The organism is Aquitalea sp. FJL05, from assembly GCF_003852595.1.
Lineage (GTDB): Bacteria > Pseudomonadota > Gammaproteobacteria > Burkholderiales > Chromobacteriaceae > Aquitalea > Aquitalea aquatilis.
The window spans coordinates 265,650-291,930 of sequence record NZ_QAJS01000009.1; the positions used below are offsets into that span (position 1 = coordinate 265,650).

General features: G+C 60.8%; 26 protein-coding genes and 3 tRNA genes. 6 read left to right on the plus strand and 23 right to left on the minus strand.

The annotated features are described in order from the left end of the window. Positions 1–92 precede the first annotated feature (92 nt). The gene (locus tag DBR44_RS09310; protein ID WP_124643794.1) at positions 93–1,925 is read left to right on the plus strand and encodes a methyl-accepting chemotaxis protein; all 1,833 of its coding nucleotides are present in this window, start codon (positions 93–95) and stop codon (positions 1,923–1,925) included. 47 nt (positions 1,926–1,972) lie between these two features. Here the strand turns inward: DBR44_RS09310 and mscL are convergent, their stop codons facing one another. The 4 genes from mscL to DBR44_RS09330 form a co-directional block, all read right to left on the minus strand. Further along, entirely contained in the window at positions 1,973–2,434 is a 462-nt protein-coding gene (mscL, locus tag DBR44_RS09315; RefSeq protein WP_124643795.1) for a large conductance mechanosensitive channel protein MscL, read from the minus strand. A gap of 170 nt (positions 2,435–2,604) precedes the next feature. Further along, positions 2,605–2,680: transfer RNA gene (locus DBR44_RS09320), tRNA-Asn, on the minus strand. Positions 2,681–2,705: 25 nt separating this feature from the next. After that, a tRNA-Asn gene (locus DBR44_RS09325) sits at positions 2,706–2,781 on the minus strand. A 33-nt stretch (positions 2,782–2,814) separates the two neighbouring features. Continuing rightward, positions 2,815–2,890, minus strand: a tRNA-Asn gene (locus tag DBR44_RS09330). A 230-nt stretch (positions 2,891–3,120) separates the two neighbouring features. Between DBR44_RS09330 and DBR44_RS09335 the strand changes: the two genes are divergently transcribed. The 3 genes from DBR44_RS09335 to DBR44_RS09345 all read left to right on the plus strand — a co-directional run bounded on the left by DBR44_RS09335 (position 3,121) and on the right by DBR44_RS09345 (position 6,461). Further along, positions 3,121–4,149, plus strand: coding sequence for a folate-binding protein YgfZ (locus DBR44_RS09335; protein WP_124643796.1), 1,029 nt, complete (start codon positions 3,121–3,123; stop codon positions 4,147–4,149). A 105-nt stretch (positions 4,150–4,254) separates the two neighbouring features. Beyond that, positions 4,255–4,563, plus strand: coding sequence for an H-NS family nucleoid-associated regulatory protein (locus DBR44_RS09340; protein WP_124643797.1), 309 nt, complete (start codon positions 4,255–4,257; stop codon positions 4,561–4,563). 419 nt (positions 4,564–4,982) lie between these two features. Next, positions 4,983–6,461: a hypothetical protein gene (locus DBR44_RS09345; protein WP_233578445.1), complete on the plus strand. Its 1,479-nt coding sequence runs from the start codon at positions 4,983–4,985 to the stop codon at positions 6,459–6,461. Between the two features lie 65 nt (positions 6,462–6,526). Here DBR44_RS09345 and DBR44_RS09350 read toward each other — a convergent pair whose 3' ends face one another. Beyond that, on the minus strand, positions 6,527–7,654 hold the full coding sequence (locus DBR44_RS09350; protein WP_124643799.1) for a M14-type cytosolic carboxypeptidase: 1,128 nt from the start codon (positions 7,652–7,654) through the stop codon (positions 6,527–6,529). A 124-nt stretch (positions 7,655–7,778) separates the two neighbouring features. Then, a complete protein-coding gene (locus tag DBR44_RS09355) occupies positions 7,779–8,324 on the minus strand; it encodes a phasin family protein (RefSeq protein ID WP_103525256.1) in 546 nt (181 codons plus the stop codon). A gap of 209 nt (positions 8,325–8,533) precedes the next feature. Between DBR44_RS09355 and phaR the strand changes: the two genes are divergently transcribed. Together phaR and rimO are read left to right on the plus strand one after the other, a co-directional pair. Next, positions 8,534–9,100 carry a polyhydroxyalkanoate synthesis repressor PhaR gene (gene phaR / locus DBR44_RS09360; protein ID WP_059286019.1) on the plus strand — a complete coding sequence of 189 codons (567 nt, stop codon included), beginning with the start codon at positions 8,534–8,536 and terminating at the stop codon, positions 9,098–9,100. A 399-nt stretch (positions 9,101–9,499) separates the two neighbouring features. Continuing rightward, positions 9,500–10,822, plus strand: a complete 1,323-nt coding sequence (gene rimO / locus DBR44_RS09365) for a 30S ribosomal protein S12 methylthiotransferase RimO (RefSeq protein WP_124643800.1) — start codon at positions 9,500–9,502, stop codon at positions 10,820–10,822. A gap of 68 nt (positions 10,823–10,890) precedes the next feature. Here rimO and DBR44_RS09370 read toward each other — a convergent pair whose 3' ends face one another. From DBR44_RS09370 to hybD, 17 genes are all read right to left on the minus strand, one after another. Then, positions 10,891–12,252 (minus strand): sensor histidine kinase, encoded by a 1,362-nt coding sequence (locus DBR44_RS09370; RefSeq protein WP_199731004.1) that lies wholly within the window; start codon positions 12,250–12,252, stop codon positions 10,891–10,893. Beyond that, positions 12,228–13,667, minus strand: a complete 1,440-nt coding sequence (locus DBR44_RS09375) for a nickel-dependent hydrogenase large subunit (protein WP_124643801.1) — start codon at positions 13,665–13,667, stop codon at positions 12,228–12,230. Before DBR44_RS09375 ends, DBR44_RS09370 begins: the two co-directional genes overlap by 25 nt. Then, on the minus strand, positions 13,664–14,665 hold the full coding sequence (locus tag DBR44_RS09380) for a HupU protein (RefSeq protein WP_124643802.1): 1,002 nt from the start codon (positions 14,663–14,665) through the stop codon (positions 13,664–13,666). Before DBR44_RS09380 ends, DBR44_RS09375 begins: the two co-directional genes overlap by 4 nt. Further along, positions 14,649–16,088: a sigma-54 dependent transcriptional regulator gene (locus tag DBR44_RS09385; RefSeq protein WP_124643803.1), complete on the minus strand. Its 1,440-nt coding sequence runs from the start codon at positions 16,086–16,088 to the stop codon at positions 14,649–14,651. Before DBR44_RS09385 ends, DBR44_RS09380 begins: the two co-directional genes overlap by 17 nt. An 83-nt stretch (positions 16,089–16,171) precedes the next feature. Continuing rightward, positions 16,172–17,212 carry a hydrogenase expression/formation protein HypE gene (gene hypE, locus DBR44_RS09390; RefSeq protein ID WP_124643804.1) on the minus strand — a complete coding sequence of 347 codons (1,041 nt, stop codon included), beginning with the start codon at positions 17,210–17,212 and terminating at the stop codon, positions 16,172–16,174. Further along, on the minus strand, positions 17,209–18,327 hold the full coding sequence (gene hypD, locus DBR44_RS09395; RefSeq protein WP_124643805.1) for a hydrogenase formation protein HypD: 1,119 nt from the start codon (positions 18,325–18,327) through the stop codon (positions 17,209–17,211). Before hypD ends, hypE begins: the two co-directional genes overlap by 4 nt. Next, a complete protein-coding gene (locus DBR44_RS09400) occupies positions 18,324–18,560 on the minus strand; it encodes a HypC/HybG/HupF family hydrogenase formation chaperone (protein WP_124643806.1) in 237 nt (78 codons plus the stop codon). The genes hypD and DBR44_RS09400 overlap by 4 nt, the downstream gene beginning before the upstream one ends. A gap of 10 nt (positions 18,561–18,570) precedes the next feature. Further along, positions 18,571–20,865 carry a carbamoyltransferase HypF gene (gene hypF, locus DBR44_RS09405; protein WP_124643807.1) on the minus strand — a complete coding sequence of 765 codons (2,295 nt, stop codon included), beginning with the start codon at positions 20,863–20,865 and terminating at the stop codon, positions 18,571–18,573. 3 nt (positions 20,866–20,868) lie between these two features. After that, positions 20,869–21,870 carry a hydrogenase nickel incorporation protein HypB gene (hypB, locus tag DBR44_RS09410; RefSeq protein WP_124643808.1) on the minus strand — a complete coding sequence of 334 codons (1,002 nt, stop codon included), beginning with the start codon at positions 21,868–21,870 and terminating at the stop codon, positions 20,869–20,871. 75 nt (positions 21,871–21,945) lie between these two features. Continuing rightward, positions 21,946–22,287 (minus strand): hydrogenase maturation nickel metallochaperone HypA, encoded by a 342-nt coding sequence (gene hypA / locus DBR44_RS09415; RefSeq protein WP_199731005.1) that lies wholly within the window; start codon positions 22,285–22,287, stop codon positions 21,946–21,948. Continuing rightward, entirely contained in the window at positions 22,280–23,290 is a 1,011-nt protein-coding gene (locus DBR44_RS09420; RefSeq protein WP_124643809.1) for a hypothetical protein, read from the minus strand. The genes hypA and DBR44_RS09420 overlap by 8 nt, the downstream gene beginning before the upstream one ends. Continuing rightward, entirely contained in the window at positions 23,287–23,766 is a 480-nt protein-coding gene (hybE, locus tag DBR44_RS09425) for a [NiFe]-hydrogenase assembly chaperone HybE (protein WP_124643810.1), read from the minus strand. The genes DBR44_RS09420 and hybE overlap by 4 nt, the downstream gene beginning before the upstream one ends. Then, positions 23,763–24,008 (minus strand): rubredoxin, encoded by a 246-nt coding sequence (locus DBR44_RS09430; RefSeq protein WP_233578448.1) that lies wholly within the window; start codon positions 24,006–24,008, stop codon positions 23,763–23,765. Before DBR44_RS09430 ends, hybE begins: the two co-directional genes overlap by 4 nt. Further along, a complete protein-coding gene (locus tag DBR44_RS09435) occupies positions 23,987–24,850 on the minus strand; it encodes a hydrogenase expression/formation protein (RefSeq protein ID WP_124643811.1) in 864 nt (287 codons plus the stop codon). The genes DBR44_RS09430 and DBR44_RS09435 overlap by 22 nt, the downstream gene beginning before the upstream one ends. Then, on the minus strand, positions 24,847–25,287 hold the full coding sequence (locus tag DBR44_RS09440; RefSeq protein WP_124643812.1) for a hydrogenase: 441 nt from the start codon (positions 25,285–25,287) through the stop codon (positions 24,847–24,849). The genes DBR44_RS09435 and DBR44_RS09440 overlap by 4 nt, the downstream gene beginning before the upstream one ends. After that, entirely contained in the window at positions 25,287–25,610 is a 324-nt protein-coding gene (locus DBR44_RS09445; protein ID WP_124643813.1) for a HypC/HybG/HupF family hydrogenase formation chaperone, read from the minus strand. Before DBR44_RS09445 ends, DBR44_RS09440 begins: the two co-directional genes overlap by 1 nt. After that, entirely contained in the window at positions 25,610–26,215 is a 606-nt protein-coding gene (gene hybD, locus DBR44_RS09450; RefSeq protein WP_124643814.1) for a HyaD/HybD family hydrogenase maturation endopeptidase, read from the minus strand. Before hybD ends, DBR44_RS09445 begins: the two co-directional genes overlap by 1 nt. Positions 26,216–26,281: the final 66 nt, after the last annotated feature.

A 26,281-nucleotide genomic window follows, 5' to 3' on the forward strand; every position in this document is an offset into this window, starting at 1 on the left:
TTGGGATTGGTTATTTCACAGATTTAAGGTAAAAATGTAGCGCCCGCTTTAAACATATAACAAGCAATATCAGCAGGTCGTAAGGAGAGAGCATGGATTGGTTCTGGCGCGTATATACCCTGGTCGAAAAAACCTTCTTCAATACACTGACCAGGAAATTGTGCAGTTTTTTTTGTTTGAGCCTGTTCCAGTTGATCATGTTGGCTTATTCCTATCTGGTGTTGACCGATATTCGTGGCCAACTGAATAACCCGGCGGTTCCCGGCTCGGTTTCCGCCAATATCCTGTCCAGTATCGACAGTGCCATTTTCTGGGGCAGCTGCCTGTGGGGGCTGGGTGTGGCCTTTACTTGCTTCATGGTCTGGTATCTGCGCTATCTCATTGTGCGGCCGCTGAACATGATTATCGGCATTTTCAATGAGATTGGCGCTGGCGAGGGGGATCTGTCACGCGATATTCCGGCCATTACCTACGACGAAATCCGCGATGTTTCGGTTTCCTATAATCGCTTCCAGCTGAAAATGCGCGAAATCATCAGCAATGTGCGGCTGATGACCGTGCGTATCGCCATGGACTCCGCCCGTACCCGTAAAAATGTGAGTGAATCCTTGAACAGTGCCGTGCGGCAGGATGAATTCGCTACTCGCGTACGCGATGCCAGCGATCAGACCACCACGGGCATTAATCAGGTAACCGGCCAGACGCAAAGCATTTCCGTGTCCACCCTTTCCAATCTGGATGTGGCGCGCGAGTCTTATGACGAACTGAAGACCGTGGCCGACCGCATTTACGATATCAGCCAGAAGGTAAGCCACTTTAACGAGACCGTGGAAGATCTGAGTCAGCGCTCGGCCAGCATCAAGACTATTGTCGATCTGATCAAGGATATTTCCGACCAGACCAATCTGCTGGCACTGAATGCGGCCATCGAGGCGGCACGGGCAGGCGAAAGCGGCCGTGGTTTTGCGGTAGTGGCCGACGAAGTGCGCAAGCTGGCGGAAAAGGTGAAAAAGGCCACCGACGAGATCTCCAGCAATATCGACGGCATGCTGGGGCTGGTGTCGGATACCCAGGTGGAAACCAATGAAATCACCGCGGGAACCCATCAGGCCCGCGAGGTTGTCTCACGTGCCTCGCAGCACTTTGGCCGCATGATGGGTGATTTTGAATCCACCGCCAGCAGCCTTACGCAAATCGCAGGCACCATGGAAGATTTCGCCGAAACCAATCGGCAGGTAAACCGGCATGTGTCGGAAATTCACGATCTGGGACAGCAGGTAACCGAACGCCTCAACCATACCGAGCAGGTTGCCGATGAATTGTCCGGAGTGGCCGAACAGGTGCAGGAAATGGTATCGCGCTTCGTAATCGGCGAGGGTGAATTTGACCGCATGATAGGCTTGGCGCGCGGCATGCGTGATCAGTTGCAGGGTGTGCTGCAGCAACAGCAAAAAGCCGGCGTCAATGTGTTTGACCAGCGTTATCAGCCCATCCCCGGCAGCAAACCCAGTAAATACCACACCGCCTATGACGAGAAGCTGACAGGCCTGGTGCAGGCACATTACGACAGTCTGGTGCGTGATGTGGTGGGAGGGCGCTTCTGCTTGCTGGTGGACAACAATGGCTATGCGCCTACCCATAACAGCTGGTATAGCCAGCCACTGACTGGCGACGAGCAAAAGGATTTGGTAAATAGCCGCGATAAGCGCATTTTTGCCGATCCTGCCGGCCTCAAGTCGGCCCGCAATACCGAACCCTTCCTGCTGCATACCTATATGCGTGATACCGGCGAAATCCTGTCGGAGCTGACACTGCCGGTCTTCCTGGATGGTCGGCACTGGGGGGCGCTGCGTCTGGGCTTTGATCCTGGAAGTCTGCTGGAGGCGGCAGGCCTGGAGAATAAAGGCCGGCGCGAAGGGAAATAAAAAAGAGGCCATTCGGCCTCTTTTTTATTGGAGCATGCTTTAAAAGATCAATCCAGTTGCGATGTGCAGCAAGGGCAGCGGCTGGCCTTCTCTGGCACGCTGGACAGGCAGTAGCGGCATTCCTTGGTGGCGGCTGCGGGGGCAGCTTCAACCGGGGTTTCACGCTTCAGCTTGTTGATGGCTTTCACCAGCATGAAAATGGCGAAGGCAACAATGGTGAAGCTAACCAGCGAGTTGATGAACAGGCCGATGTTCATGGTTACCGCACCTGCCTGTTTGGCGGCAGCCACCGAGGCGTAAGGCCCGGCTTGCTTGGCACCTTCCTTCAATACGAAGAACAGGTTGGCAAAATCGACATTGCCGATCAGCAGGCCGATGGGCGGCATGATGACATCGTCGACCAGTGATTTGACGATGGAGCCGAACGCACCACCAATGACCACACCGACGGCCAGATCGATGACATTGCCTTTAACAGCAAATTCCTTGAATTCCTTCAGAATGGACATCGCTGATCCTATGGTTATTGTTTAATACAGAGTTAATTGATGCTTATTTTAACACGAATAAACAGTGCTGAAAGCCAGACGATTCTTGGCGAGAAACAGAGGTTTTGTCAAAAGGGAATATTTGGCGCAAATGGAATGCAAAAAGCCCGCTATCAAAGCGGGCTTTTGTCTGGCTCCCCGAGCAGGGCTCGAACCTGCGACCTGCGGATTAACAGTCCGTCGCTCTACCAACTGAGCTATCAGGGAATAAACTGGCATGGCATTGTAGGGGTGGCTCCCCGAGCAGGGCTCGAACCTGCGACCTGCGGATTAACAGTCCGTCGCTCTACCAACTGAGCTATCAGGGAATAACCGGCAATGCACAATAAATTGTAGGGTCTTGGCTCCCCGAGCAGGGCTCGAACCTGCGACCTGCGGATTAACAGTCCGTCGCTCTACCAACTGAGCTATCAGGGAACATCCAAGAGAGTGCGAACTATACCGACGGCAATCAGGCCTGTCAACGCTTTGCCCATGGAAAATGCCAGCTTTTTAAATGGTCGGGGGTAGTGTGTGGACTAAGTCCATGAGGCGAAAAGAATATCGCCACGGCATGCGGCTCTGGTGCACAGTGGCGCTGGCAGGAATGGGCTGAAAAAAGTAAAATTCTTGACTAATTTAGTGTGCTTAATCACAGGTATCGCAACATGAAGCAGCCGTGGCAGTCGTGGGTAGACAAGAATCAGGGACAGATCGACCAGGAAGGGCGGCTGTCATTTTCCGATTTTCTGGCACAAGTCACTGCCGTGCGCACCGGCAATGCGCTTGCACTGCTGGATAACCTGGGAATCATCCAGGTGCAGGGCGAGGATGCGCAAACCTTTCTGCAGGGGCAGTTTTCTGCCGATATCCGGGATGTGTCCATCGCGCGTGCGCAATTCAGTACCTATTCCACTGCCAAGGGGCGCATGCTGGCCAGCTTTCTAATCTGGCAGCATGCGGACAGTTATTATCTGTTGTTGTCGGCCGATATTGCCGCCGCAATCGCCAAGCGCCTGACCATGTTTGTCATGCGTTCCAAGGTGAAGGTGACTTTGCTGGATACCTCGTTGTCACCGGTGGCCGGTTTGCGCGGCCCATTATTGCAGTCGGTCGTGGAGCAGTATTTCAACGCCAAAGAACAGCCACCGCTCAATGTGATGCAGCAGGGCGCTGATGTGGCGATTGCGCTGCCCGACGGAGGGTATCTGGTGTGTCCGGCGGTTGATTCACCATTGCCGGCATTGCTGCAAGGAGTAGCTGCGGTAGCCGTGTCTGCCGCAGCCTGGGCTGTTCGTGATATTGATGCCGGCATTGCATGGGTGACGCAGGCCACGCAAGAACAGTTCGTGCCGCAAATGGCCAATATGGAAATAATTGGCGCCGTCAGCTTTAAAAAGGGCTGTTATCCTGGCCAGGAAATTGTGGCGCGTACCCAGTACCTGGGCAAGCTGAAACGGCGCTTATTCAAGGCTCGTCTGACGCAATTTGCTGCGGTTGGCAGCAAGTTATTTAGTCCTGAACTGCCCGATCAGTCTATCGGTATGGTGGCCGCAATTTGTCAGGTGGAAGACAGCAAGTATGAGGCTTTGGTTGTGGCGCAGTCGGCATGCTGGGATAAGGGTATTTATCTGGAGACAGAATATATCAATGCGCTGGAGCAGCTGGCTTTGCCCTATCCTACGCAGGATGAATAAAAATTGCTTTGTTTACTGAAATTTAACCTCTTTGCCTTGACGAGAAGATAGGCTTTTGGCTAAATTGAATCAGTGGTTCTCCAACTGAATAATAAGGGCGGCAAAATGGATATTAGCAATCTTAGCTTTACTGAACTGGTAGCATTGAAAAGCGACGTTGAAAACGAAATCAAACGTCGTGAATCCGAAGAAAAATCCAAGGCTAAAAAGCAGATCATCGAGCTGGCAAAGGCTTATGGCCTGAGCGTAGAAGAGGTTCTGGGCAAGGTGGGTGCCGTTGTGCGCAAGCCGGTTGAAGCCAAGTATCGTCACCCGGAAAATGCAGAGCTGACTTGGACTGGCCGTGGCCGTAAGCCGGTTTGGGTACAGGAACTGCTGGCTGCTGGCAAAACGCTTGAAGATCTTGCTATCTGATGTGACACTGTCTTCCAAGTGCCTGACAAAAAGCGCCTGCACGGGCGCTTTTTGTTTTGGGGCGCAAGTTCTTCTTGCTGATTTGCCGGCTTGTATAAATACTGGTATGGCCGACGAGTGCAAGCTCCGGGTTCGCCCTGATCCCGTCACGATGACAGACTGAAAGTTACGCCATGTTGGACTTCTTCTCCCGAGGCTCAAAGAACAAGTCAGATCCTTTGGCCAATGCAGCGGCTGCCAAAGCCTATGCCGATACTCTGAAGCAAGAGTATGGCGCGGCTGCGCACGAGAGAATTACCGAGATGCTGGCCGAGGTCAATATGCTGTCTCCCCATGTGACGGCAGATTTGCTGGATGCGGTGTTGACGCTTAATCTGGAAATCCAGCCGCTGCATGAAAATTTGTGCACGCAGTATTTTATGAATTCCCGTATGCCTAAGGTACTGGAAGGGCAGTTGCGCTCGCAGATACTGGCGTATGGAAAGCAGTTTCTCGAGTTTTATCAGCGTGCCTTGTCTCTTGATACCGACATGCAGCAAGAAGAGCGGGTGCGTGCCATGCTGCCATTGGTATTGGTACGCATGATGCATTTCTTTGGCGAGTTCGCCCGTTGGCAATATTTGCGGCATTTCAGCCCGGATGATGTTTTCTGGCTGAATGTAAATCAGCTTTATCGCCTGGCAGAGCAGCGACGTATTGACTCCACCCCGGTATTTTTATTCGGGGAAGACAGTCCGGGTACTACGGTACAGGATCAATATCTGATCATGTTGATGTTGTCATTGTTAAGTAGTGGCAATCTCAGCCTGCGACAATTCAATTTCTCTTATCAGCTGCTGTGCCTCGTTTCCAATCGCATGTCGCTGCATCCGCAATATGATGAAGATGCCAGCTTTGCTGTGACACTGGCCGAGGCCAAGCCTGCTGCTCGTGCCAATCCCAGTTTTGTCAGTGAATCCGCCCGGTTCTGGAGTACTGCCAATATGGTGGAAATCATCCATGGCTGGGCCACGGTGATGGAGGGGGGGCGGGTGCCGCCAGAGCTCAAGCCATGGATCGAGCCTGGTATTGATGCCAGCTTGCTGCACATGCTGTGCCGTGAGTGGTCTGCCAAGCCGCTGCGCTTTGAGCGTGCCGAACGTGTTGCGGTGACAAACCGTAATCTGGAAGTGGCGCATCGTCTGTCCACCCTGCACCGGCTGATTCGTCAGCCGGATGAGGCCATTCAGGCGCAGGCACGTCATACGGACAACGACAGCTTTGATGATGCGGCCAATATCCGTATCTATGGCTTTGTCACCAGTCGCAAGCGCGATCGCAGTACACTCGCGCTGGCTCCGCTTGCCATGTCCGGCGATTCTGCGCCGGCACCGCAGTCTTTGCGTGACGAGTTCTTGCGCTGGTCGGTCGAGAATATCAGCCAGAGCGGCCTTGGCGTGACGCTGGACTCGTTGGGTAATGAATGGGTCACGCTGGGTAGCCTGGTGGGCTATCGAGATGTCGATAACACCAACTGGAGCCTGGGGCTGGTGCGGCGGGTCAAGCGGGCCAATCAGCGGGAGCGCATTTATCTCGGGGTGGAAACCCTGTGTACCCGGCCAGTGGCGGCCTCCATCCGCCCCACCGACAGCAAGCTGATCGATCCCACCTTGCCGCCTGACATGGTGTGGCTGGCAGGGCATATCGCCTTGTTTGTGCCCTTTGACCGTGGCGGGCGCCGTATCAATGCCCTGATCATGCCGATCTCGGTGTATACCCTGGGCCGGCAGTATTACATGACAGCACGCGGCAAGCATTTTCAGATAGCGCTGGGCAAGGTGCTGGAAAAGGGGAGTGACTGGTGTCTGGCAGAAATCGAACTGGTGAAGGCGCTGGACAAGCTGCCACTAGCCATGTGATTACATGCTGCGAAAAACAAAAAAGCCGGAATCGCGATTCCGGCTTTTTGCTGGGTAGGGAGAGATCAGCGTAATTCGTTGATCACTGCGTAGATTGGCGTCAGGGCTGCTTCACCCATGCGCAGGCTGCGTTGGCCATTCCAGCCATAGTCATCATCAGGCAGGTTGGCATTGTCCTTGAACGGCATTTCCAGTGTAAAGGCCAGGCACTTGAAGTTTTCACCCACCCAGTTGGTGGCCAGGCTCAGATTGGCCGAGCCCGGGGCATCCTTGTCATAGCCGAACTCATCCTGGAAGTCCGGGTTGGCCACCATCAGGTAGTGTTTGAACTTGTCTTCCAGCTGGCGAATACGCTCATCGTAGGAAGGAACACCCTCTGTGCCGGCCACAAAGACATAGGGCAGTTTTTCGTCGCCGTGGATGTCGAGGAACAAATCAACGCCGGTTTCCTGCATTTTGTTACGCACGACCAGTACTTCCGGACTGGTTTCTTCCGACGGTGCCAGCCATTCGCGATTGAGATTGGCGCCGGCTGCATTGGTGCGCAGATTACCCAGGATGGAGCCATCCGGGTTCATGTTCGGCACCACATAGAAGGTAGCCTTGTCCAGCAGGGCGCGCGAAGTGGCGTCCAGCGGATCGAGCAGGCGGTTCAGGAAACCTTCAACAAACCACTCGGCCATGGTTTCGCCGGGGTGCTGACGGGCGGTTACCCAGATTTTCAGATCAGACTCGACTTCATGACCAATGGTCAGCAAATTGATGTCGCGGCCCTGTACGGTAAAGCCCAGATCATGAATCTGGCACAGGCCGGATCCTTGCGCCTGCCCCAGCAGATTCAGGTGCTGCTCATGGGAGTAGGGCTCGAAGTAGGCGTAATACACGCTATTGGCCAGCGGCACGTGTTCAACCGTCATGGTCTGGCCGTCAAAATGAGCCGGCACGCGGAACCAGTTGATACGGTCGTACGATGCCATCAGCTCGTAATCAGTCCACCCTTCCGGGTAGGCGCATTCGCCGGCATTGAGAAAACGCAGCGTACATGCCTGATAGGCAGCGCCTTGTAGCCGGAAGTAAAACCATTGAGCAAAGTCCGAGGCATTGTCATGTGGAATTCGCAGCTGGATGTCGTCGAAACTCTCCATGGAAACGATTTCGATGCTGCCTGCGTCAAAGTTGCTGCTGATTTTCATGCGTTGAACCTGTGGTCTTTGCTGGAACTCTAAAGAGATAATTGTAAACCTGCCCCGGCCTGCTTGCATCATGCAAAGCAAAAAACCCCGCCAAAGCGGGGTTTTCAGTCAGCGTGGCCGTGAATCAGGCGCGCTTGGTGGCAGTCTTTACTGCATCGGCAGTGGCGCTGCTGGCAGCCTTGATGCTGCTGTCAGTGAATTCGGCAACTTGCTGGGCAGCTTTGCTGAAGCTGTTTACGGCAGCAGCGGCGGCAGCCAGCGAGGTCTTGACGGCGTTCAGTGCATTGTCGGAACCTGCCGGGGCGTTCTTGGCAGCACCTTCCAGTGCGGTGATCAGGTTCTTGTTGAAGCTGCCGAGGTTTTCTTCAGCCAGCTTGGACAGTTCGCTTTGTGCAGCGGATACGATTTCGTATACGTTGCGGGAGTTGGCAACGGCCTTGTCTACGGATTGGCTGGCCAGTTGGTTGAACTGGTTCAGGGCTTCCTGAGCATCGCCAGCGCCGGCCAGTGCCTTGGCAACCTTGACGTTTTCTTCCAGGGTTTGCTTGGAAGCTTCCAGGTTCAGCTTGACCAGGCGCTCGGCGCTGTCCAGAGAGATCTGGGCGACGCGCAGGGCGGCTTCAAAGCCGGACAGGGAGATCTTGCTGAGTTGATCGTTGGTATTGAACATATTTTTAACCCTCATCATTAAATTTCGTAGAAAAGACCGACAAGCTCTGTGTTGACTGAGATTTTTTTTCTTGTTTTATATTGCACTGCACAATAAGTGCGAAATGTAGCATGCACGGTGCAAGGGGCATAGAAGTTTTGCTCTAGCTTGTTGTATTTATGATAAATTGCGGGTGCACAACACCAACGACAATAATCCGGGAGTGTTACATGAGTGTTGAAAAAAGGGTCATCAAGAAGTACCCGAACCGCCGCCTGTATGACACGGCGACAAGTTCCTACATCACATTGGGAGACGTGAAGCAACTGGTGCTCGAAAACGTGGATATCCAGGTTGTCGATGCCAAATCACAGGATGACATCACGCGCAGCGTGCTGCTGCAGATCATCCTGGAGGAGGAAAATGGCGGAATGCCGATGTTCAGCTATGAAGTACTGACGCAGTTCATCCGCTTTTACGGTCAGGCCATGCAGGGCATGATGGGCCCCTTCCTGGAGAAAAACCTGCAGCTGTTTGGTCAGATGCAGCAGAAACTGCAGGAACAAACCCGCGCCATGTATGGTGACAAGGCAGTGTTCAACACCACCATGTGGGGCGAGTTCATGAAGCTGCAGGGTCCGGCGATCCAGAATGTCATGTCCAGCTATATGGAACAGAGTACCGGCATGTTCCTGGAAATGCAGAACCGCATGCAGGAGCAGACCAAGCAGTTGTTCAGTGGTTTCACTTTCCCGGGTTATGTGCCGCCCGGCAAGGATGATGCAGGCAAGTCCTGATCAATCCACTCTGCTGACAAAGCCCGTTTCCAGACGGGTTTTTTCTTTTGTCGCTCCTGATTTTTCCTCACAAACCTGCGGTGGCATCGTCGCCGAATTTCCTCTGCATCCGGTTCGCGCAAAAATGGACGGGAGCAAGGGCCTGGCTATGCGCTGTTGCGATGCCTCCTGCCTCTGGACTTCTTGGGTTGGCTGGCTTTGCCGCAGGTGTTTTGTCAGTCGCTCTGACTGATGAGGCCGGCTGGGGCGCTGGATTGCAGAGTCTGCAGATAAAAAGCAGCCGGCACAGGCTACGATGCCAGGCGGTACTCTGTTGCCATTTCCCGCTCAAGCATGCTTGGGTATCAAGTGGCAAATGGCTGTATAATCTGGCGTTTTTCATTTTTTGCACTACGCCACATGTCCAAAGCTCCTCGTATCGGTATGGTTTCGCTTGGCTGCCCCAAGGCCCAGAGTGATTCCGAACAGATTCTCACCCGCCTGCGCGCGGAAGGTTATGAAATTTCCTCCTCCTACGATGGCGCCGACCTGGTGGTGGTGAATACCTGTGGTTTCATCGATTCGGCCGTCACCGAATCGTTGGACGCCATTGGCGAAGCCCTGAGCGAAAACGGCAAGGTGATTGTCACCGGCTGTCTGGGGGCCAAGGATGGCGTGGTGCAGAGCGCGCACCCCTCGGTGCTGGCAGTGACCGGCCCGCATGCCACCGACGAGGTGATGACGGCGGTACACAGCTACCTGCCCAAGCCGCACGATCCCTTTGTTGATCTGGTGCCGGATGTCGGCGTGCGACTCACGCCCAAGCACTACGCTTACCTGAAGATTTCCGAAGGCTGTAATCACCGCTGCACCTTCTGCATCATCCCGTCGATGCGTGGTGATCTGGAAAGCCGCCCGGTACACGATGTACTGCGCGAAGCTGCCAGCCTGGCCCGTGTCGGCGTCAAGGAGCTGCTGGTGATTTCGCAGGACACCTCGGCCTATGGCGTGGATGTGAAGTACAAGCTGGGCTTCCATGATGGCCGCCCGGTCAAGACCCGCATGACCGAGCTGTGCGAAGAGCTGGGCAAGCATGGCATCTGGGTGCGCCTGCACTATGTCTATCCCTACCCGCATGTGGACGAAGTCATCCCGCTGATGCGCGACGGCAAGATCCTGCCTTATCTGGATATCCCCTTCCAGCATGCCAGCCAGAAAGTGCTGAAGCTGATGAAGCGTCCGGCCAATAGCGACAATGTGCTGGCCCGCATCAAGAAATGGCGCGAAATCTGCCCGCAGCTGGTGATCCGTTCCACCTTCATCGTTGGCTTCCCCGGCGAAACCGAAGAAGACTTCGAAGAGCTGCTGCAATTCCTGCGCGAAGCACAGCTGGACCGCGTGGGCTGTTTCACCTATTCCGCAGTCGAGGGCGCAACCGCCAACGAACTGCCGGATCAGGTGCCGGAAGAGGTGAAAGAGGCGCGCAAGGAGCGCTTCATGGAAGTACAGGCCGAAATCAGCGCCCGCAAACTGGAAGCCCGCATCGGCCAGCGCCTGACCGTGCTGGTGGATGAAATCGACGACGAAGGCACGGCGATTTGCCGCAGTTATGCCGATGCGCCGGAAATCGACGGCCTGGTGTTCATCGATGATGCGGTCGGCCTGGAAGCTGGCCAGTTTGTCGAGGTGGATATCGTGGATTGCAGCGAACACGACCTGTGGGGCGAACGCGTGTCTGTCTGATGTGCAGCGCTCTGCTCAGCAAAACGGTCTGCCCTGTGGGCAGGCCGTTTTTCATGGTGCCGGGCGATTCAGTTGCGGAAGGCCGGCAGCCGCAAGGTAAAGCAGGCACCGCCGCTCAGCGGATTGTCGGCGCTCAGTTGGCCGCCATGGCGTTCGACGATGCCATAGCTGATGGACAGGCCCAGCCCGGTGCCTTTGCCGATGGGCTTGGTGGTGAAGAAGGGGTCGAAAATCAGCGGCAGCGCGTCTTCGCTGATGCCGGGGCCATTGTCCTGCAGGCCCAGTTCCACCATGTCGCCGGCGCGTTCCAGCCGTAGCTGCAGTATGGGCTGCGGGGTTTTCTCGATGGCATCGAAAGCATTCTGGATCAGGTTGACCAATACCTGCTGCAACTGGTTGGCCGAGCCGCACACCCAGGCCGGCTCATCCAGCCCGCTGCTGCTGACCTCGACGCGAAAGGGCGCTGCCCGGCTGACCCAGTGCACGGCGCGCTGGGTGAGGTCGGCCAGATCCACCCGCTGCCGGGTATTTTCTTCCACGGCGGAAAAGCGTTTCAGCGCATCCACGATATGGCCGCTGCGCTCGGCACCTTCCATCAGCCCGGCGCAGAGCGAGGGCAGGTCGGCCAGCAGACGGTCGATTTTCAGCTCGATGCGCAGCGCCTGATTGTCGCTGCTCAGGTCATGGGCGTGGATGGCATTGAGATAGCGGGCGAGCTTGCCGGCATAGCGCTGCATGGCGTGGGCATTGCCCAGAATGAAGCTGATGGGGTTGTTCAGCTCGTGCGCCACGCCGGCTACCAGCCGGCCGAGCGAGGCCATTTTTTCGGCCTGCACCAGCTGCGCCTGCGCTGATTTCAGTGCCTGATGCGCCGCTTGCAGCTGGGCATAGGCGCGCTTGAGTTCGCCGATGGGGCGGCCCACGGCGACAAAGCCGCTGTAGCGGCCTTCGCCGTCGTACAGCGGGCTGACATTCCAGGTCACCGGCACTGGCTCGCCCTGTTGCCGGGGCAGGGCGATTTCCACATCCTGCACATCGCTGCGGCCTGCCGCCAGCAGGGTGGCGATCTGGCTGCGTGCCTGGTTGTCTTCCACCAGCTCGGCCAGTTCGCGGCCGACCAGCTCGCTTTCCGTGTGGCCGGTCAGCTGCAGCATGGCGCGATTGACCTGGCGCACCTTGCCCACGGTATCGCACACCACCAGCACATCGGTCATGGCAGCCAGTACGCCCTCGGTAAAGTGATGGGCTTCGGCCAGCTCGCGGTGCTTGGTTTCCAGCGTTTCCTGTGAAGCCACCAGCTCGCTGTATACCTCGTCCATGCGCTGGATGACATCGATCCAGGCGGCTTCGGCCAGCTCCTGGCCGGCAGCGGCCATGCTGTCATCCGGCAAGCAGACCGGCGCGTTCAGTGCGTGGTGCAGACCTGGCATGGATCGAAACTCCTGACAATGTGCTGAACCTGCAGGGCTTGCGGGTCGCTGGCGTCCACGCCTTCCAGCGCTTTTTCCAGTGGGCCGGGCAGCTCCTTGCTGTCGCGCGGTGAAAAATTCCAGGTGGTGGGGGCGATGATCTGGTAGCGGCTGATACGGCCGGCATCCAGCGTCACCCAGTGGCCCAGCATGCCGCGTGCCGCTTCGGTCAGGCCGACGGCGCTGTTGTGCACGGCGCTGGCCGGGCAGGGTTGCTGGAAGGGCTGTTCCAGCTCCAGTGCGGCCAGCCAGTGCTCCATCAGCGGCACGATGCGCGCCACTTCGGTGAGGCGTGCCACCACCCGGCTCAGTACATTGCCGCCGGCGCTGGCCACCATCTCGTTCAGCAGCGGCTCGCCCCGCAGCAGGCCGCGCGCCAGTGCGCCGGTTTCTGCCGCGAGGCCAGCCACGCGGGGGGCCTTGCTCCAGCTATAGCCTTCGGCCTTGTCCGGCAGTGGCACGGTATCGGTGTGCAGCGGGGCGCTCGGGCCATCGCCGGCCAGCCAGCTGCTGTGGTTGTCTTCGCTGATCTGCTCCAGTGGCAGCGGCTGGCTGACGCCCTGTTGCCACAGCCCGGCCGGGCTCCAGGGGCCATCCGGGCCGGCATAGGCTGCCGCCGCGATGAAACGGTCGTAGCTGCGGCCCAGCTGGTGTAATGACAGGCTGTCGGCGATGTGCAGGAAATGGGCGAAGTCCGCAGCCGGTGTCTGTGCGCGGTAGTGTTCCAGCGCGGCCTGGCTATCCAGTGCGGCGATGGCTTCCAGTGGCTGGCCAAAGGTGCGCTGCTCCAGAAAGCGGCGGAAGCTGCGCAGCCATTGTTGCAAGCGCACCCGCTCGGCGGCGCTGACCACCTTGGTCACCCCACCGGGTTGCAGGCACAGGGTATGCGGCCAGTGGCCGGCCAGGCTGCCCATGAAGCGCATCAGGATGGCACGCGCCTCCAGCATGGGGGCGACGGCGCTGCCGGACTGGGCCTTGAAGCGGGCAAGCGTTTCGCCGTGCCAGCCATGTTGCTGGTAGTCGGCACGGGCAAAGTCCGGCATGAAAAACAGGTAGAAATGGCTGAGGTGATCGGCGATGTTTTCCACCGCGTGGATCAGGTTCAGCACCCGCTGGCCATTGGCCGGTGGCGTGATGCCATACAGCTGCGACAGCGCATGCGCTGCCGCTACTGATTGCGATACCGAGCAGATGCCGCAGATACGCGGCACGATGGCCAGTGCGTCCAGCGGCTCACGCCCCAGCAGGATGCGTTCGAAACCACGGAACAGCGGTGCGGTGACGCGGGCGGCGCTGACCTTGCCATCGGCAAAGTCCAGGGTGATGTTGAGGTCGCCTTCGACTCGGTTGAAGGGGCCAAGAATGCGGCGGCTCATGCTTTGCCCTTTTTCGGTAGCGAGGGGGGAACGGTCAGGCGATCCAGCACGGCGTTCTGCCGTACCCGTGTTGGGGTGGCCGATTTTGACAGCGTGGACAGCGCGACAAACCAGGCCTTGGGCATGTCGGTGGGCAGGCCCACCGGGAAGCCGGCCACCTGCGGCGTGCTGAAGAAACCATGGCCGGGATCGGCAAAATCCGGTGCGGTACAGTTGATGCAGGGATAGCCGCCGGTGAGGCAAGAGCCTTCGCCATTCCAGCTGCGGCTATTGCAGTCGGCATGGGCCTGGGTGCCCTTGCAGCCGACATGCTCCATCAGGCAGCCCATCTGGCCGGGCGCAGTGGCGCTGGCCTTGAATTCGTAAAACTCGTTCTTGTCGCAGCCGTGGTGTACCAGCTTGTCGGCGTAAAAGCGTGGCCGGCCCAAGGGGTCGAGATCGGCTGCCGACAAGCTGTCGCTGGCCAGCAAGGCCAGGGTTTCCAGTACCCAGCCCGGATGAGTCGGACAGCCGGAAATATTCACCACCGGCAGGCCGCTGGCGGTGTGGAAATGGCCGCCCAGCAGGCCGCCGGGATGATTGCCGGCATAGTCCAGCCCCACCGCACCGGTGAGATTGTCACCGGCAGCACTGATGCCGCCATACGCGGCGCAAGTGCCCACGGCGATGACCTGGCTGGCGCGGCGAGCCAGCTGTTCGATCAGCGTGCTCATGCTTTGGCCGTCTGGCAGCAAGTGGAAACGCCCGGCAGCACCGGTCATCACCGAGCCTTCCAGGCAGAGCATGTCCAGCGGCTCGCTGCCATCGGCCAGCCGCTGCAGCAAGTGCATGGCTTCATCCAGGCTTTGCTCGGCAAAGCTGGGGTGCCAGATCAGCTCGATGCCGATGTCGGCCAGCGCGGTGAACAGGCTGGGGGCTTCGGTATTGAGCAGCGACAGGGTGCAGCCACCGCAGCCGCCGGATTGCAGCCACAGCAGGCGTTTATTTTTCGAGGCCATAGCGGGTCAGCTTGTTGCGCAGGCCGACGCGGGACAAGCCCAGCTCGGCGGCAGCGCGGGTCTTGTTCCAGCGCTGGCGGGTAAGGGTTTCGCGCAGGATCTGCTTTTCCAGCTCGTCCATGCGGGTTTTCAGATCGCCCGGCAGGCCGGTGAGAAAGGCCAGCTCGGCCACCTGTTCCTCGGCGGCGGCTTGCAGCACCTCGGCGGACAGCAGCTCGGCACCCAGCAGGTCGTCGTCGCTCAGCACCAGCATGCGGTTGATCTCGTTGCGCAGCTGGCGCACATTGCCTGGCCAGCGGTAGTCCTGCAGGGCTTGCAGGGTGTCCTCGCCAAAGCGGGCGGCCGGGCGCTGGTAGTGGTGGCGGGCCTCTTCCAACAGGGCCTGGGCGATCAGCGGAATGTCCTGTGGCCGTTCGCGCAGCGGTGGCACATGCACGGTAAAGGCCGACAGCCGGTAGTAGAGGTCTTCGCGGAACTGGCCGGCGCGCACCAGTTCGGGCAGTAGCTTGTTGGTGGCGGAGACCACCCGCACATTCACTTTCAGCGGGCGCGGGCTGCCCACCGGGCGGACTTCGCCTTCCTGCAGCACACGCAGCAGCTTGGCCTGGAAGGCAGGCGAGGTTTCGCCGATTTCATCCAGGAAAATGGTGCCGCCATCGGCTTGCTGGAACAGGCCGATGCGGTCCTGATAAGCGCCGGTAAACGCCCCGCGCTTGTGGCCGAACAGCTCGCTTTCCAGCAGTTGTTCCGGCATGGCGGCGCAGTTTTCCACCACAAAAGGGCGGTCGCGGCGGTGGCTGGCGTAGTGCAGGGCGCGCGCCAGCAATTCCTTGCCCACGCCGGATTCGCCCTCGATCAGCACCGAGATGTCAAACGGCGACACCCGCGCCAGCAGCGCGCAGATCTTGCTCATGCTGCTGTCCGGCGCTCGCACGATATTGTCCATGGCCGAGCGTTCGCGCATCTGCTCGCGCTTGCTGTCCACCTTGACCTTGAGCCAGGGTTCGGAGGCTTTCAGCTCGACATTGAGCAGTTCGTTTTCCTGCTGCAGGCGAAACAGCTCCACGGCACCCTGTACCGTCAGCAGCAGCGATTCCGGTCGCCATGGCTTGAGCAGGTACTGGTAGATGCCGGCGTCGTTGACGGCGGCGATGATGTCGGCGTTGTCGGTATAGCCGGACAGGATGATGCGGATGATCTGCGGGCAGCGCTCGCGCACCTGTTTGAGGAATTCCACCCCGCTCATGTCCGGCATGCGCTGGTCGCTGACCACCACCTGGATGAATTCCGATTCCAGAATGGCCAGTGCTTCTGCTCCCCCCTGCGCGGTAAACAGGGTGAAGTCGTCCTCCAGTGTCCGTTCCAGTGCTTCCAGCGAGCGGATTTCGTCGTCCACCAGCAAAATGGCGGGTTTTGCGCGCATTGTTCTCATCCCAGTCAAGCGTTGTTATTGTCTGTGCGCCCGGACTGTGTCGCCCGGGTCGGTGGCTGGCGGCCTTGTTCAGCCTAGCAAATGCGCGGCAGCATTTCGCCGCTGAGCCAGTCCAGCAGGCGTTCGCCGCCAAAATCGGTTTCCACCCGGACAAACTGGTGGGCATCGGCCACCACCTGGCCGATGATGGCGGCCTGCTGCCCCAGCGGGTGGGCTTGCAGGGCGGCCAGTGCTGCCGCCGCCTGTTCTGCCGGACAGATGGCGACCAGTTTACCCTCGTTGGCGATGTAAAGCGGGTCCAGTCCGAGAAATTCGCAGGCAGCACGCACGCTGGCCTGTACCGGAATGGCGTTTTCCTGCAGCCGCATGCCCACGCCGGATTGCTGGGCGATTTCGTTGAGCGTGGTGGCCAGCCCGCCACGGGTGGGGTCGCGCATCAACCGCAGGCCGGGGCAGGCGGCCAGCAGCGCGGCGGCCAGGGTGTGCAGCGCCGCGCTGTCGGACAGGATGGGGCTGGCAAATCCCAGCCCTTCGCGCTGCGACATCACCGCCATGCCATGGTCGCCCAGCGTGCCAGACAGCAGGATGACATCGCCGGGGCGGGCCTGATCGCCGGACAGGTTTACCCCGTCGGCCACCACGCCCACACCGGTGGTGCTGATGAACACGCCATCGCCCTTGCCACGTTCCACCACCTTGGTGTCGCCGGTGACGATGGCCACGCCGGCAGCACGGGCGGCGGCTGCCATGGAACGCACGATGCGCGCCAGATCGGCCAGCGGCAGGCCTTCTTCCAGAATGAAGCCGGCGGACAGATACAGCGGGGTAGCCCCGCCCATGGCCAGATCATTCACCGTGCCATGCACCGCCAGGCTGCCGATGTCACCGCCGGGAAAGAACAGCGGGGAGATGACATGGCTGTCGGTGGCGATGGCGATGCGTCCGCCGGGCGGCGGCAGGATGGCCTGGTCATTGCCCTGGGCCAGCCAGTCGTTGGCAAATTCGGCGGCGAACAGCTCGCTCACCAGCTGGGCCATGGCGCGGCCACCGCTGCCGTGGGTCAGGTTGACCAGCCCATGCTTGAGGTCCAGCGGACGGGAATAGCTTTTGCTCATGCCGGTTGTCCTTCCACGAAGCGGCCATAGTGGTAATGGGCGGCACAAGCCCCTTCGCTGGACACCATACAGGAACCCAGCGGATTGTCCGGATTACAGACGATGGCGAATACCTTGCAGTCCTGTGGCCGTTTCTGCCCGCGCAGGATGGCTCCGCATTCGCAGGCCTTGTGGTCCGGCACGTGGCGATAGGCCAGGGCAAAGCGCTGTTCGGCATCGAATTCGGCAAAGTCGGGGTGAATGGCCAGTGCCGAGTGCGGCACCTGGCCCAGCCCGCGCCATTCGAAGCTGTCGCGCAGCGTCATGGTCTGCGCCACCAGGCTGCGCGCCTTGGCATTGCCCTGCGCGGTGACGGCGCGGGTGAACTGGGTTTCCACCTCGGTACGCCCGGCATTGATCTGTTCTACCAGCATGGCCACCGATTGCAGCACGTCCAGCGGCTCGAAACCGGCAATCACCACCGGCTTGGCAAACTCCTCGGCCACGGCGGCATAGGGTGCGCTGCCGATGACGGTGCTGACATGCGAGGGGCCGATAAAGCCGTCCAGCTCCACCGCATCGCCAGCGGCCAGCAGATGGCGCATGGCCGGCGGGGTGAGCACGTGGTTGCAGAACACGCTGAAATTGGCCAGCTGTTCGCGCCGTGCCTGTTGCAGGGCCAGTGCGGTGGGCGGGGTGGTGGTTTCGAAGCCGATGGCAAAAAACACCACCTGCTTGTGCGGGTTGTCACGGGCGATCTGCAGCGCGTCACTGGTGGAATACACCATGCGCACGTCCGCGCCTTTGGCCCGTGCCTGATACAGGCTCATCTTGTTGGACGCGGGTACGCGCAGGGTGTCGCCATAGCTGCACAGGATGACATCCGGCCGCAGTGCCAGCTCGATGGCCGAATCCACCCGGCCAATCGGCAGCACGCACACCGGACAGCCGGGGCCGTGAATCAGCCGGATATTGTCCGGCAGCAGGCCGGTGAGGCCGTAGCGGGCAATGGCGTGGGTGTGGCCGCCGCAGAATTCCATCAGCCGGTATTGCCTGTCCGGCTGCACCAGCGTGTGGATGTGGGCGGCCATGCCACGGGCGATGTCGCCACGGCGGAATTCGTCTACATATTTCATGGCGTGGCCTCGCTCTGGCTGGCCGCCAGCTGGTCCATCAGGGCCAGGGTGCGGGCGGCTTCCTCGGCGTCGAGTTTGCCGATGGCGTAACCGACATGCAGGATGACGTAATCGCCTTCCTGCGGGGTGTCGATCAGGGCGACTGATACTTCGCGGCTGACGCCATCCATATCAACGACTGCCATGTCATCGGGCAGCAGTTGGCTGATTCTTACCGGCATGGCCAGGCACATGGTGTTTTCCTTATTGTTGCAGCAGGCGTTGTCTGGCTACCCAGGCTTGTCCCAGGCTGAGGCCGCCATCATTGGGTGGCAGCTGCTGTGCGGTATGGACTTGCAGTCCGGCATCGCGCAGCAGCGGCAGCAGGGTGTTCAGCAAGCGGCGATTGGCACAGCAGCCGCCGGCCAGTACCAGCTGGCGGATGCCGGTGGTGCTGGCTGCGCGTACCGCCCAGTCGGCCAGTGCATGGGCCAGGGTGGCGTGCCACAGGCTGGCGATGGCCACCGGGTCGCTCAATTGCAGCAGTTGCCGCGCCAGTGGGGCGAGGTCGAGCAGATTGGCCGGTGATACCTGCCAGCCAGCGGCTAGCGGCGCGCAGTCTGCGGCCAGCGCTTCCAGCTTTTGCGCGGCCTCGCTTTCGAAGCTTTGCACCGGGCATAGTCCGGTGAGGCCGGCAATGGCATCAAACCAGCGGCCCATGCTGGTGGTGTCCGGGCAGTTGAGCCCGGTTTCCAGCTGACGCAACAGCTGCGGCAGGCCGGCTTGTTCGGCCAGATGCGGCGGCAGCGGCAGGTCGGGGCAATGGCGTTGCCGTAAACCCACGGCCATGCGCCATGGCTCGCGGGCCGCCTTGTCGCCGCCGGGCAGCGGCAGCGGGCTGATATGCCCCATGCGTTCGCAGCTGGCGCCCTCCAGCATCATCAGTTCGCCACCCCAGGCACCACCGTTCTTGCCCAGGCCATAACCATCCAGTGCCAGCCCCAGCAGCGGGCCGTGCAGGCCGTGTTCGGCCATGACCGCTGCCAGATGAGCATGGTGGTGTTGTACCGGCAGCAAGGGAATGCCCAGCCGCTGCGACCATTGCTGCGCCAGCTGGCTGGAAAAACTGTCCGGCTGCAAGTCGCAGGCGATGGCTTGCGGTGCCACGCCGGTGAGGTCGAGCAGATGCTGCGCCGTCTGTTCCAGCGATTCGCAGCTGAGCGGGTGGTCCAGATCGCCCACATGCTGCGACACAAAGGCTTGCGGGCCGCGCAATACGCTGACCGTGGTCTTGAGATAAGCCCCCAGCGCCAGCACATCCGGGCCGTCTTCGGCGAGCGCGAGCGGGTCGGGCACAAAGCCACGGGCGCGACGATAGAACAAGGGTTGGCCGGCCTGCACCGCCAGCACGCTGTCGTCACAGCGGGTGACGATGTTGCGGTTGTGCAGCAGGAAAACATCGGCCACCTTGTTCAGCCGCTCGCGTGCTTCCTGATTGCTGGTGACGATGGGTTCGCCGGACAGGTTGGCGCTGGTCATCACCCAGATGCGTTCGCAAGGCTGACGACGCCAGTCGTGGCCCGCCGGGCGGCCCAGCGCCTGGTAGAACAGCAACCACTGCAGCGGGGTATACGGCAGCATCACGCCGATGCAGCCAATGCCGGGAGCAATGTCCGGTAGCAGTTGGTCGGCACCGGCTTTCTTCTGCAACAGCACGATGGGCCGCTCCGGGCGCAGCAGCCAGGCAGCTTCGGCCGGGCTGACTTCGCAAAAGGCGCGCACGGAATCGATATTCAGTGCCATCACCGCCAGCGGCTTGCCGGGGCGATGCTTGAGCTGGCGCAGCCGCGCCACGGCTTCGGCGCTGGTGGCATCGCATACCAAGTGAAAGCCGCCCAGGCCCTTCATGGCGATGCTGCGGCCCATTTGCAGGATCTGCCAGGCACCATGCACCGGGTCGCCCTTCAGCGGCTGGCCGAAGCGGTCGGTCAGTTGCAGCTGCGGGCCGCACTCCGGACATGCCGTGGGTTCGGCATGAAAGCGGCGGCTGTGCGGGCTCTGGTATTCGCTGCGGCACGCCGGGCACAGCAGGAAGGGCAGCATGCTGGTGTTGGCACGGTCGTAGGGCAGGCGATGGGTAACGGTATAACGCGGGCCGCAGTCGGTACAGTTGATGAAGGGGTAGCGATAGCGGCGGTCGCCGGGGGTGAACAACTCGTTCAGACAGGCCGGGCAGGTGGCGCTGTCGGCCGGCAACTGTGCATGGGTGATGCTGCCGCTGCTGTCGCGGATTTCAAACGGCCCGGCCTCGGGCAGTGGGTCCAGCAGGCTTTGCTGCAGGCTGTCTATCTGCGCCAGCGGCGGCAGATCGTGCTGCAACTGGTGGCGAAAGGCGGCCAGCTGGCTGCTGCTGCCTTGCAGTTCAATGGTGACGCCTTCGCCGGTATTGTGCACAAAGCCGGACAGGCCCTGGGCCTGGGCGGTACGCCAGATGAAGGGGCGAAAACCCACCCCCTGTACCCGGCCCCGCACGGTAAGGCGCAGTCTTTGTGTGGGCATGATTCAGCTACGCTCCTGCAACTGCTGTTCCAGCGCGGCAATGTGCTGGCGCAGCCGTGCCACTTCGCGCTGTTTCACCAGCTGCGCTTCGTTCATTTCCAGCAGCAGCCAGTCTATCCACAAGTCCATGCCGTCGCCGCTCTTGCTGGATAGCTGTAGCACCTTGATTTTCGGGTTGATGCGGCGGGCATTGGCGATGCACACGTCGACATCGAAATCCAGATGGCGCAGCAGGTCGATCTTGGTCAGCAGCATCACGTCGGCGGCGGCAAACATATCGGGGTATTTGAGCGGCTTGTCCTCACCCTCGGTCACCGACAGGATGGCCACCTTGTGCGCTTCACCCAGATCGAAGGCCGCCGGGCATACCAGATTGCCGACGTTTTCGATCAGCAGCAGGCTGTCGTCGGCCGGGTTCAGCTGTTGCAGCGCCTGGCCCACCATGTGGGCGTCCAGATGACAGCCCTTGCCGGTGTTGATCTGGATGGCCGGCGCACCGGCAGCGCGGATGCGCTCGGCGTCGTTGCTGGTTTGCTGGTCGCCTTCCACCACATACACCAGGGTGTCGCGGCCCAGCTGGCGGATGGTTTCGGCCAGCAGGCTGGTCTTGCCCGAACCGGGGCTGGACACCAGATTGAGCGCAAAGATGCCACGGTCGCGTAGCCACTGCCTGTTGGCTGCGGCATAGCCATCGTTTTTCGACAGGATGTCCTGCTCGATTTTCACCATGCGCGCCTGGCTCAGCCCCGGTGCATGAGCGTGCGCCGCGCCCTGGCCATAATGCAGTGCCGCACCGCCAGCCTGCTGGCTGAGGGCGGGCTGGTGTTCCTGCGCGCCATGCGGTTCGGCCTGATGCGGGTGGTGGGCATGGTCATGATGCTGGTCGTGGGAATGGCCATGATCATGAGCATGTGCATGGTGCGAGCGATAGGGAAACTTCACGCCGCCGGGAGCCCGGCCTTCAATCTTCACATTGCCTTTGCTGCAGCCGCAAACGGTACACATTGCTGCCTCTCCTTGATTTTTCGTTCTGATGGCAGCGGCCAGTGGCCGCCTGCCGGTATCCATTGCACTGCTTGTTTATTCCACTTCCAGTTCGCTGACGCGCATTTCGTCGCCACCGCTCACTTGCACCTGATGCTTGCCGCACAAGGGGCAGGCATCGAAGCGGGCGTGAATGGCCACGCTCTGGCTACAGGCCAGGCACCAGCCGGCACCTGGCTGACGCACAAAGTGAAAGCGCGCCCCGTCGGCCAGCGTGTCGCGGCTGACTACGTCCAGGCAGAACTCCAGCGCCTCGGCTTCCACGCCGGCCAGCTCGCCTATGCTCAGCCATACCTGCTTTACCCGGCTGAAATCCTGCGCCTTGGCCTGGTCTTCCAGTAACTGGATGATGCCTTCGGCCAGTGACATTTCATGCATATTCCACATCCTTGCTTACGCTGTACGGCACACAGGGGTCGATCAGACTGATCTGCCGCTGCCATTCTGCGGCAGTGGCGTCAGCCAGAAAACCCAGACTTACCCTGAGCACCCCTTCCGGGTGGGCGTGCCACAAGGTGGGCGGCACCACCCGGTAACGGCTGATGCGGCCGCTGGCATCCAGTGCCGCCAGATGCAGCAGCGGGCCGCGCGCGGTTTCCACCAGCGCCAGCGCGCCATCGGCCAGGCTGGCGACACTGCTTTGCAATAGCGCGCCATCCAGCCAGCGTGCCAGTTGCAGCAGCCGCGCCAGCAACCGCGCCTGTGGCAGCAGACCGGCAGCCAGCAGGCCGGGCAGCTGCGGCGCTTCGCGTGCCAGCGCGCCCACTTCCTGCGGCTGACCCTGCCACACCGGCCCGCCGGGGCGCAGCCAGTCGGCCAGATGGCTGGCCAGTGCGGCGGCATCCAGTGCTGGCAGTAGCGGGCAAGCCGGTAGTGGCTGGTTGAGTAGCTGCAACCAGCGCGCCGGTGCCGTGGCTCCCTGTTGCAGCCATTCCTGCCAGTCTGCCTCGCCGCGTTGCAGCCAGTGGCGGCAGTCTTCGCCATAGACAAAGTCTTCGGCCAGTGCGCGCAGTGCCGGCCAGTCGCGGGCGGCGCGCCAGCGTGCCATCCAGGCTGCATCTGCCGGGCGGCCATCGAATGCCTGCGCCCAGTCCAGCAGCAGCTTGCGCAGTGTTTCGCGCACGGCTTCCAGCGTGATGCTGCTGCGCTGCTCCGGGCTGACGCTCACTGGCAGGCCAGCGGCCTGTTGCAGCACCAGTTGTGCAGCCAGGGTCTGGGCACGGGCACACAGGGCAAACAGCAGGGGCGTGGTGTGCACCGCCTGCGCTGCGCTCTGGCCGATGAACACCCGCTCAGCCTCCAGCCGTGGCCAGCTTACCGATACGGCTTGTTCCTTGTCCTTGTTCTGGCTCAGGAGAATGCGGATTGCGTCCTGTTTCATTTACCCAGCCCGAACAGACGACGCCGCGACAAGTCCGGCGCGGCGGCTTGTGGTGTGGGAAAGAGCAGTTTCAGCACCTCCAGCGCGGTGGCGCGGGCGCTGTCCTGATCGGCAAACTGCAGTACCGGCGAAAACAGCGAACACAGCCGGTAATCACCCAGTGCAGCTTCGTGGCCGGCCATGAAGGGCAGGGCATCGCCGGGCAGGGCAATCACGGTTTCGCCGGTCGGCGGCACTGCGGGCAGGCTGTCGGCTACCGCCGGCAGCAGCAGCAGGTTCATGAACCAGGGCGTGAGCAGCACTCCGACCCACAGCCGGCCTTGCGGGCCATCCCATTGCTGGAAGCCGATGGCCTCCACCTGCAGCGCCGGGTTGAGGATGGGAATGCCCTGCATGCGGGTGGCGGCGATGTCGCGGAACAGCGCCTCCAGCTGCGCGGCGGGCGTGGCCGCAAAGGGCTGCGTGCAAGGGTTCATGTTGGTTCGGCCAGTACCATGAACTGATCGCGTGCGCCGTCGCACTCCGGGCAGCGCCAGTGCTCCGGCAGGGCGGAAAACGGCGTGCCGGGCGGAATCTGCCACACATCGTCGCCCAGCGCCGGGTCGTACACCCACCAGCAGATCTTGCACTCCATGCGGGCATCGTCGGCGAGGCTGGCGTCGCGGCCCAGGTAGGAGCCTTCGAAGCGGCCGTCCATCAGTATTCCCCCTGCAGCCATTGCCAGGCTTCCTGCAGGCGATCCAGCGAGTCGGCCAGATCATCGTCGGAGGCCAGCGCCACTTCTGGAATGCGGGTGACTTCCAGCGTATCCAGCAAAATGGCGTTCATGCCGTTGAAGTACTGCACGCGCCAGACATTGGCGAGCGAGGTGGCCATGACGCGGCATTTGCCATAGCCGCGCGAGAACACGCCGCTATTGCCCGGCCCGAGGATGGCATCCAGGCAGTCCATGTCCTGCGGGCTCATCGGCAGCAGCGAGAAGTTGATGATGTGGGCCTCGTCGCCGGGGTTTTGCATGGCGGCGGCGATTTCGGTCAGCACCGGGCCGGCATTCATCAGCTGATCGGGCAGGGTGGGGATATCCAGTTGCGGCCGGCCAAAGGCCTGCGCCGCCTGCCACACCGCTGCCGGAATGGGACAGGCTTCGATGCGGTCGGCCAGCAGCTGGCCATCGGCGCTGCTTTCCAGCACGCGCCAGACGCCGGCGAATACCGATTCCTGCATGTCCAGTTCGCGGCCGTCCAGCAGTTTCACCCGACAGGACACTTCGCCTTCGCCCAGCAGCTGGTTGATCAGCTGGCGGTTGGCCACATCCAGCGTGCTGATGTCCTGCACCGGGTAGGCCTCGGCATCGCCCTGGTAGCCCTGCAACTGGGTAATCAGGTCGGCAATCACCTGTTTGGCGGCATGCAGGTGTTCCACTTCTTCCGAGGTGGGCAGGGTGGGCTGGTCGAAGCTGTCGATCTCACGCGGCAGCGGCATGTAGGCCAGATCCGGGTCTTCCGCTTGCGAACCGGGGCCAAGGCCGACTACGGCGACGGGGAAGGGCTTGATATTCATGCGCAACCTTTCTCACTGTTGGCGCTGGTCACGGCAATGCCGACCGAAGGCGGGCGACGGGTGGGGGAGGTGAGCTTGTCGGCAAAGGCATGCACGATGTCCGGCCAGTCTTGCAGGCCGGCGATGATGCCCACGTATTCGCCCTGGCGCAAAAACAGCAGGGCGGGAAATTTCAGGATGCCGTAGCGCTTGGCAATGGCCTGGCTGGCCGGCAGGTCGGCATAGGCGACGCGGAAGGTGTCAGCGGGAAACTCGCGCAGCACTTCCGGCACGATGACGACATTGTCCAGCACCTCGGGATATTTCACCGGGTCGGCGTTCAGCATCACGATCAGATGGGGCGTGGTGGCAGCCAGGCTGTCCAGGCCGGCGGCGTCGGTTTGCGTGTAGCCGGTGGCGGCCAGCCGCTCTAGCAGATTGTCTTGCGGGGTGGACATCAGGAAGTCTTCCTTTGTGCGTCGAATTGCGCTTGCAGATGCGGAGGCAGTTGCGGTTCGCGCTGATTGAGGTCGGCCAGATGAATGCTTGGGTCGAAGCGGCCGTTCATGGCGGCATCCAGCGCCGCCAGCGCGTCCAGGATGTCGGCGGCCTGTTGTGGGCTGAGCACTTCGCGTGCCGCACCGGTAAATACCAGCAGCCAGTCACCGGGCTGCACCTCGCCCACCAGCGACAGGTCGACGCTTTGCCAGCGCTCGCCCTGGCGGCAGTCAGCCACCAGTCCGTGGCAGCGCTCTACCTGCATGGGAATGCCCAGGCACATTATTGTTCTCCCAGCACACGGCCATCGCCGATGCGACAGGCCGTTGCGGCTGACGGACGTTCGTCTTCATAGCGCTGCATGTCGAGGCTGGCATGGTTCAGCCGCTCGCCATCCTGTCGCGGTGCCAGCGACACGCCCCACTGCTGCAATTGCTCCACTGCCAGGGTGAGGGCCGGCTCCAGCCGGGCGCGTACCGGCGCGGTCAGGCTGCCGCCATAGTCTTCCAGCTGCACCGGCTGCACGCCGATCAGCACGATGCTGGCCGGCAGATTGCCCTTGAGGTCGGCCAGCGCCAGCACCTCGGAAAAGCCGGTCTGGTGCAGGCTCATTTTCTTGGCGGTGAGGTAGGCCGGCACGGCGTCGTCGCGGTAAACCTTGAGCGTGCCCGGTTCCAGGCCGAAATCGATGGCATCGAACAGGATCAGCCGGTCGGCTTCTTCCACATAGGGCAAGAGCAGCAGCCCCTGGGTGCCACCGTCGACGACTTCGACATTGGCCGGCAGCTGATAGCGGGCATAGAGCTGTTCGGCCGCACGGACGCCAAAGCCTTCGTCGGCCCAGAGCAGATTGCCCAGCCCCATGATGATGATGTTGTCGGTATGCATGCTGTGATGGCCCTGTAACGGAGTGGGTTACAGATCAAGTTTCGTGCCAGCGTGACTGTCGGGTGA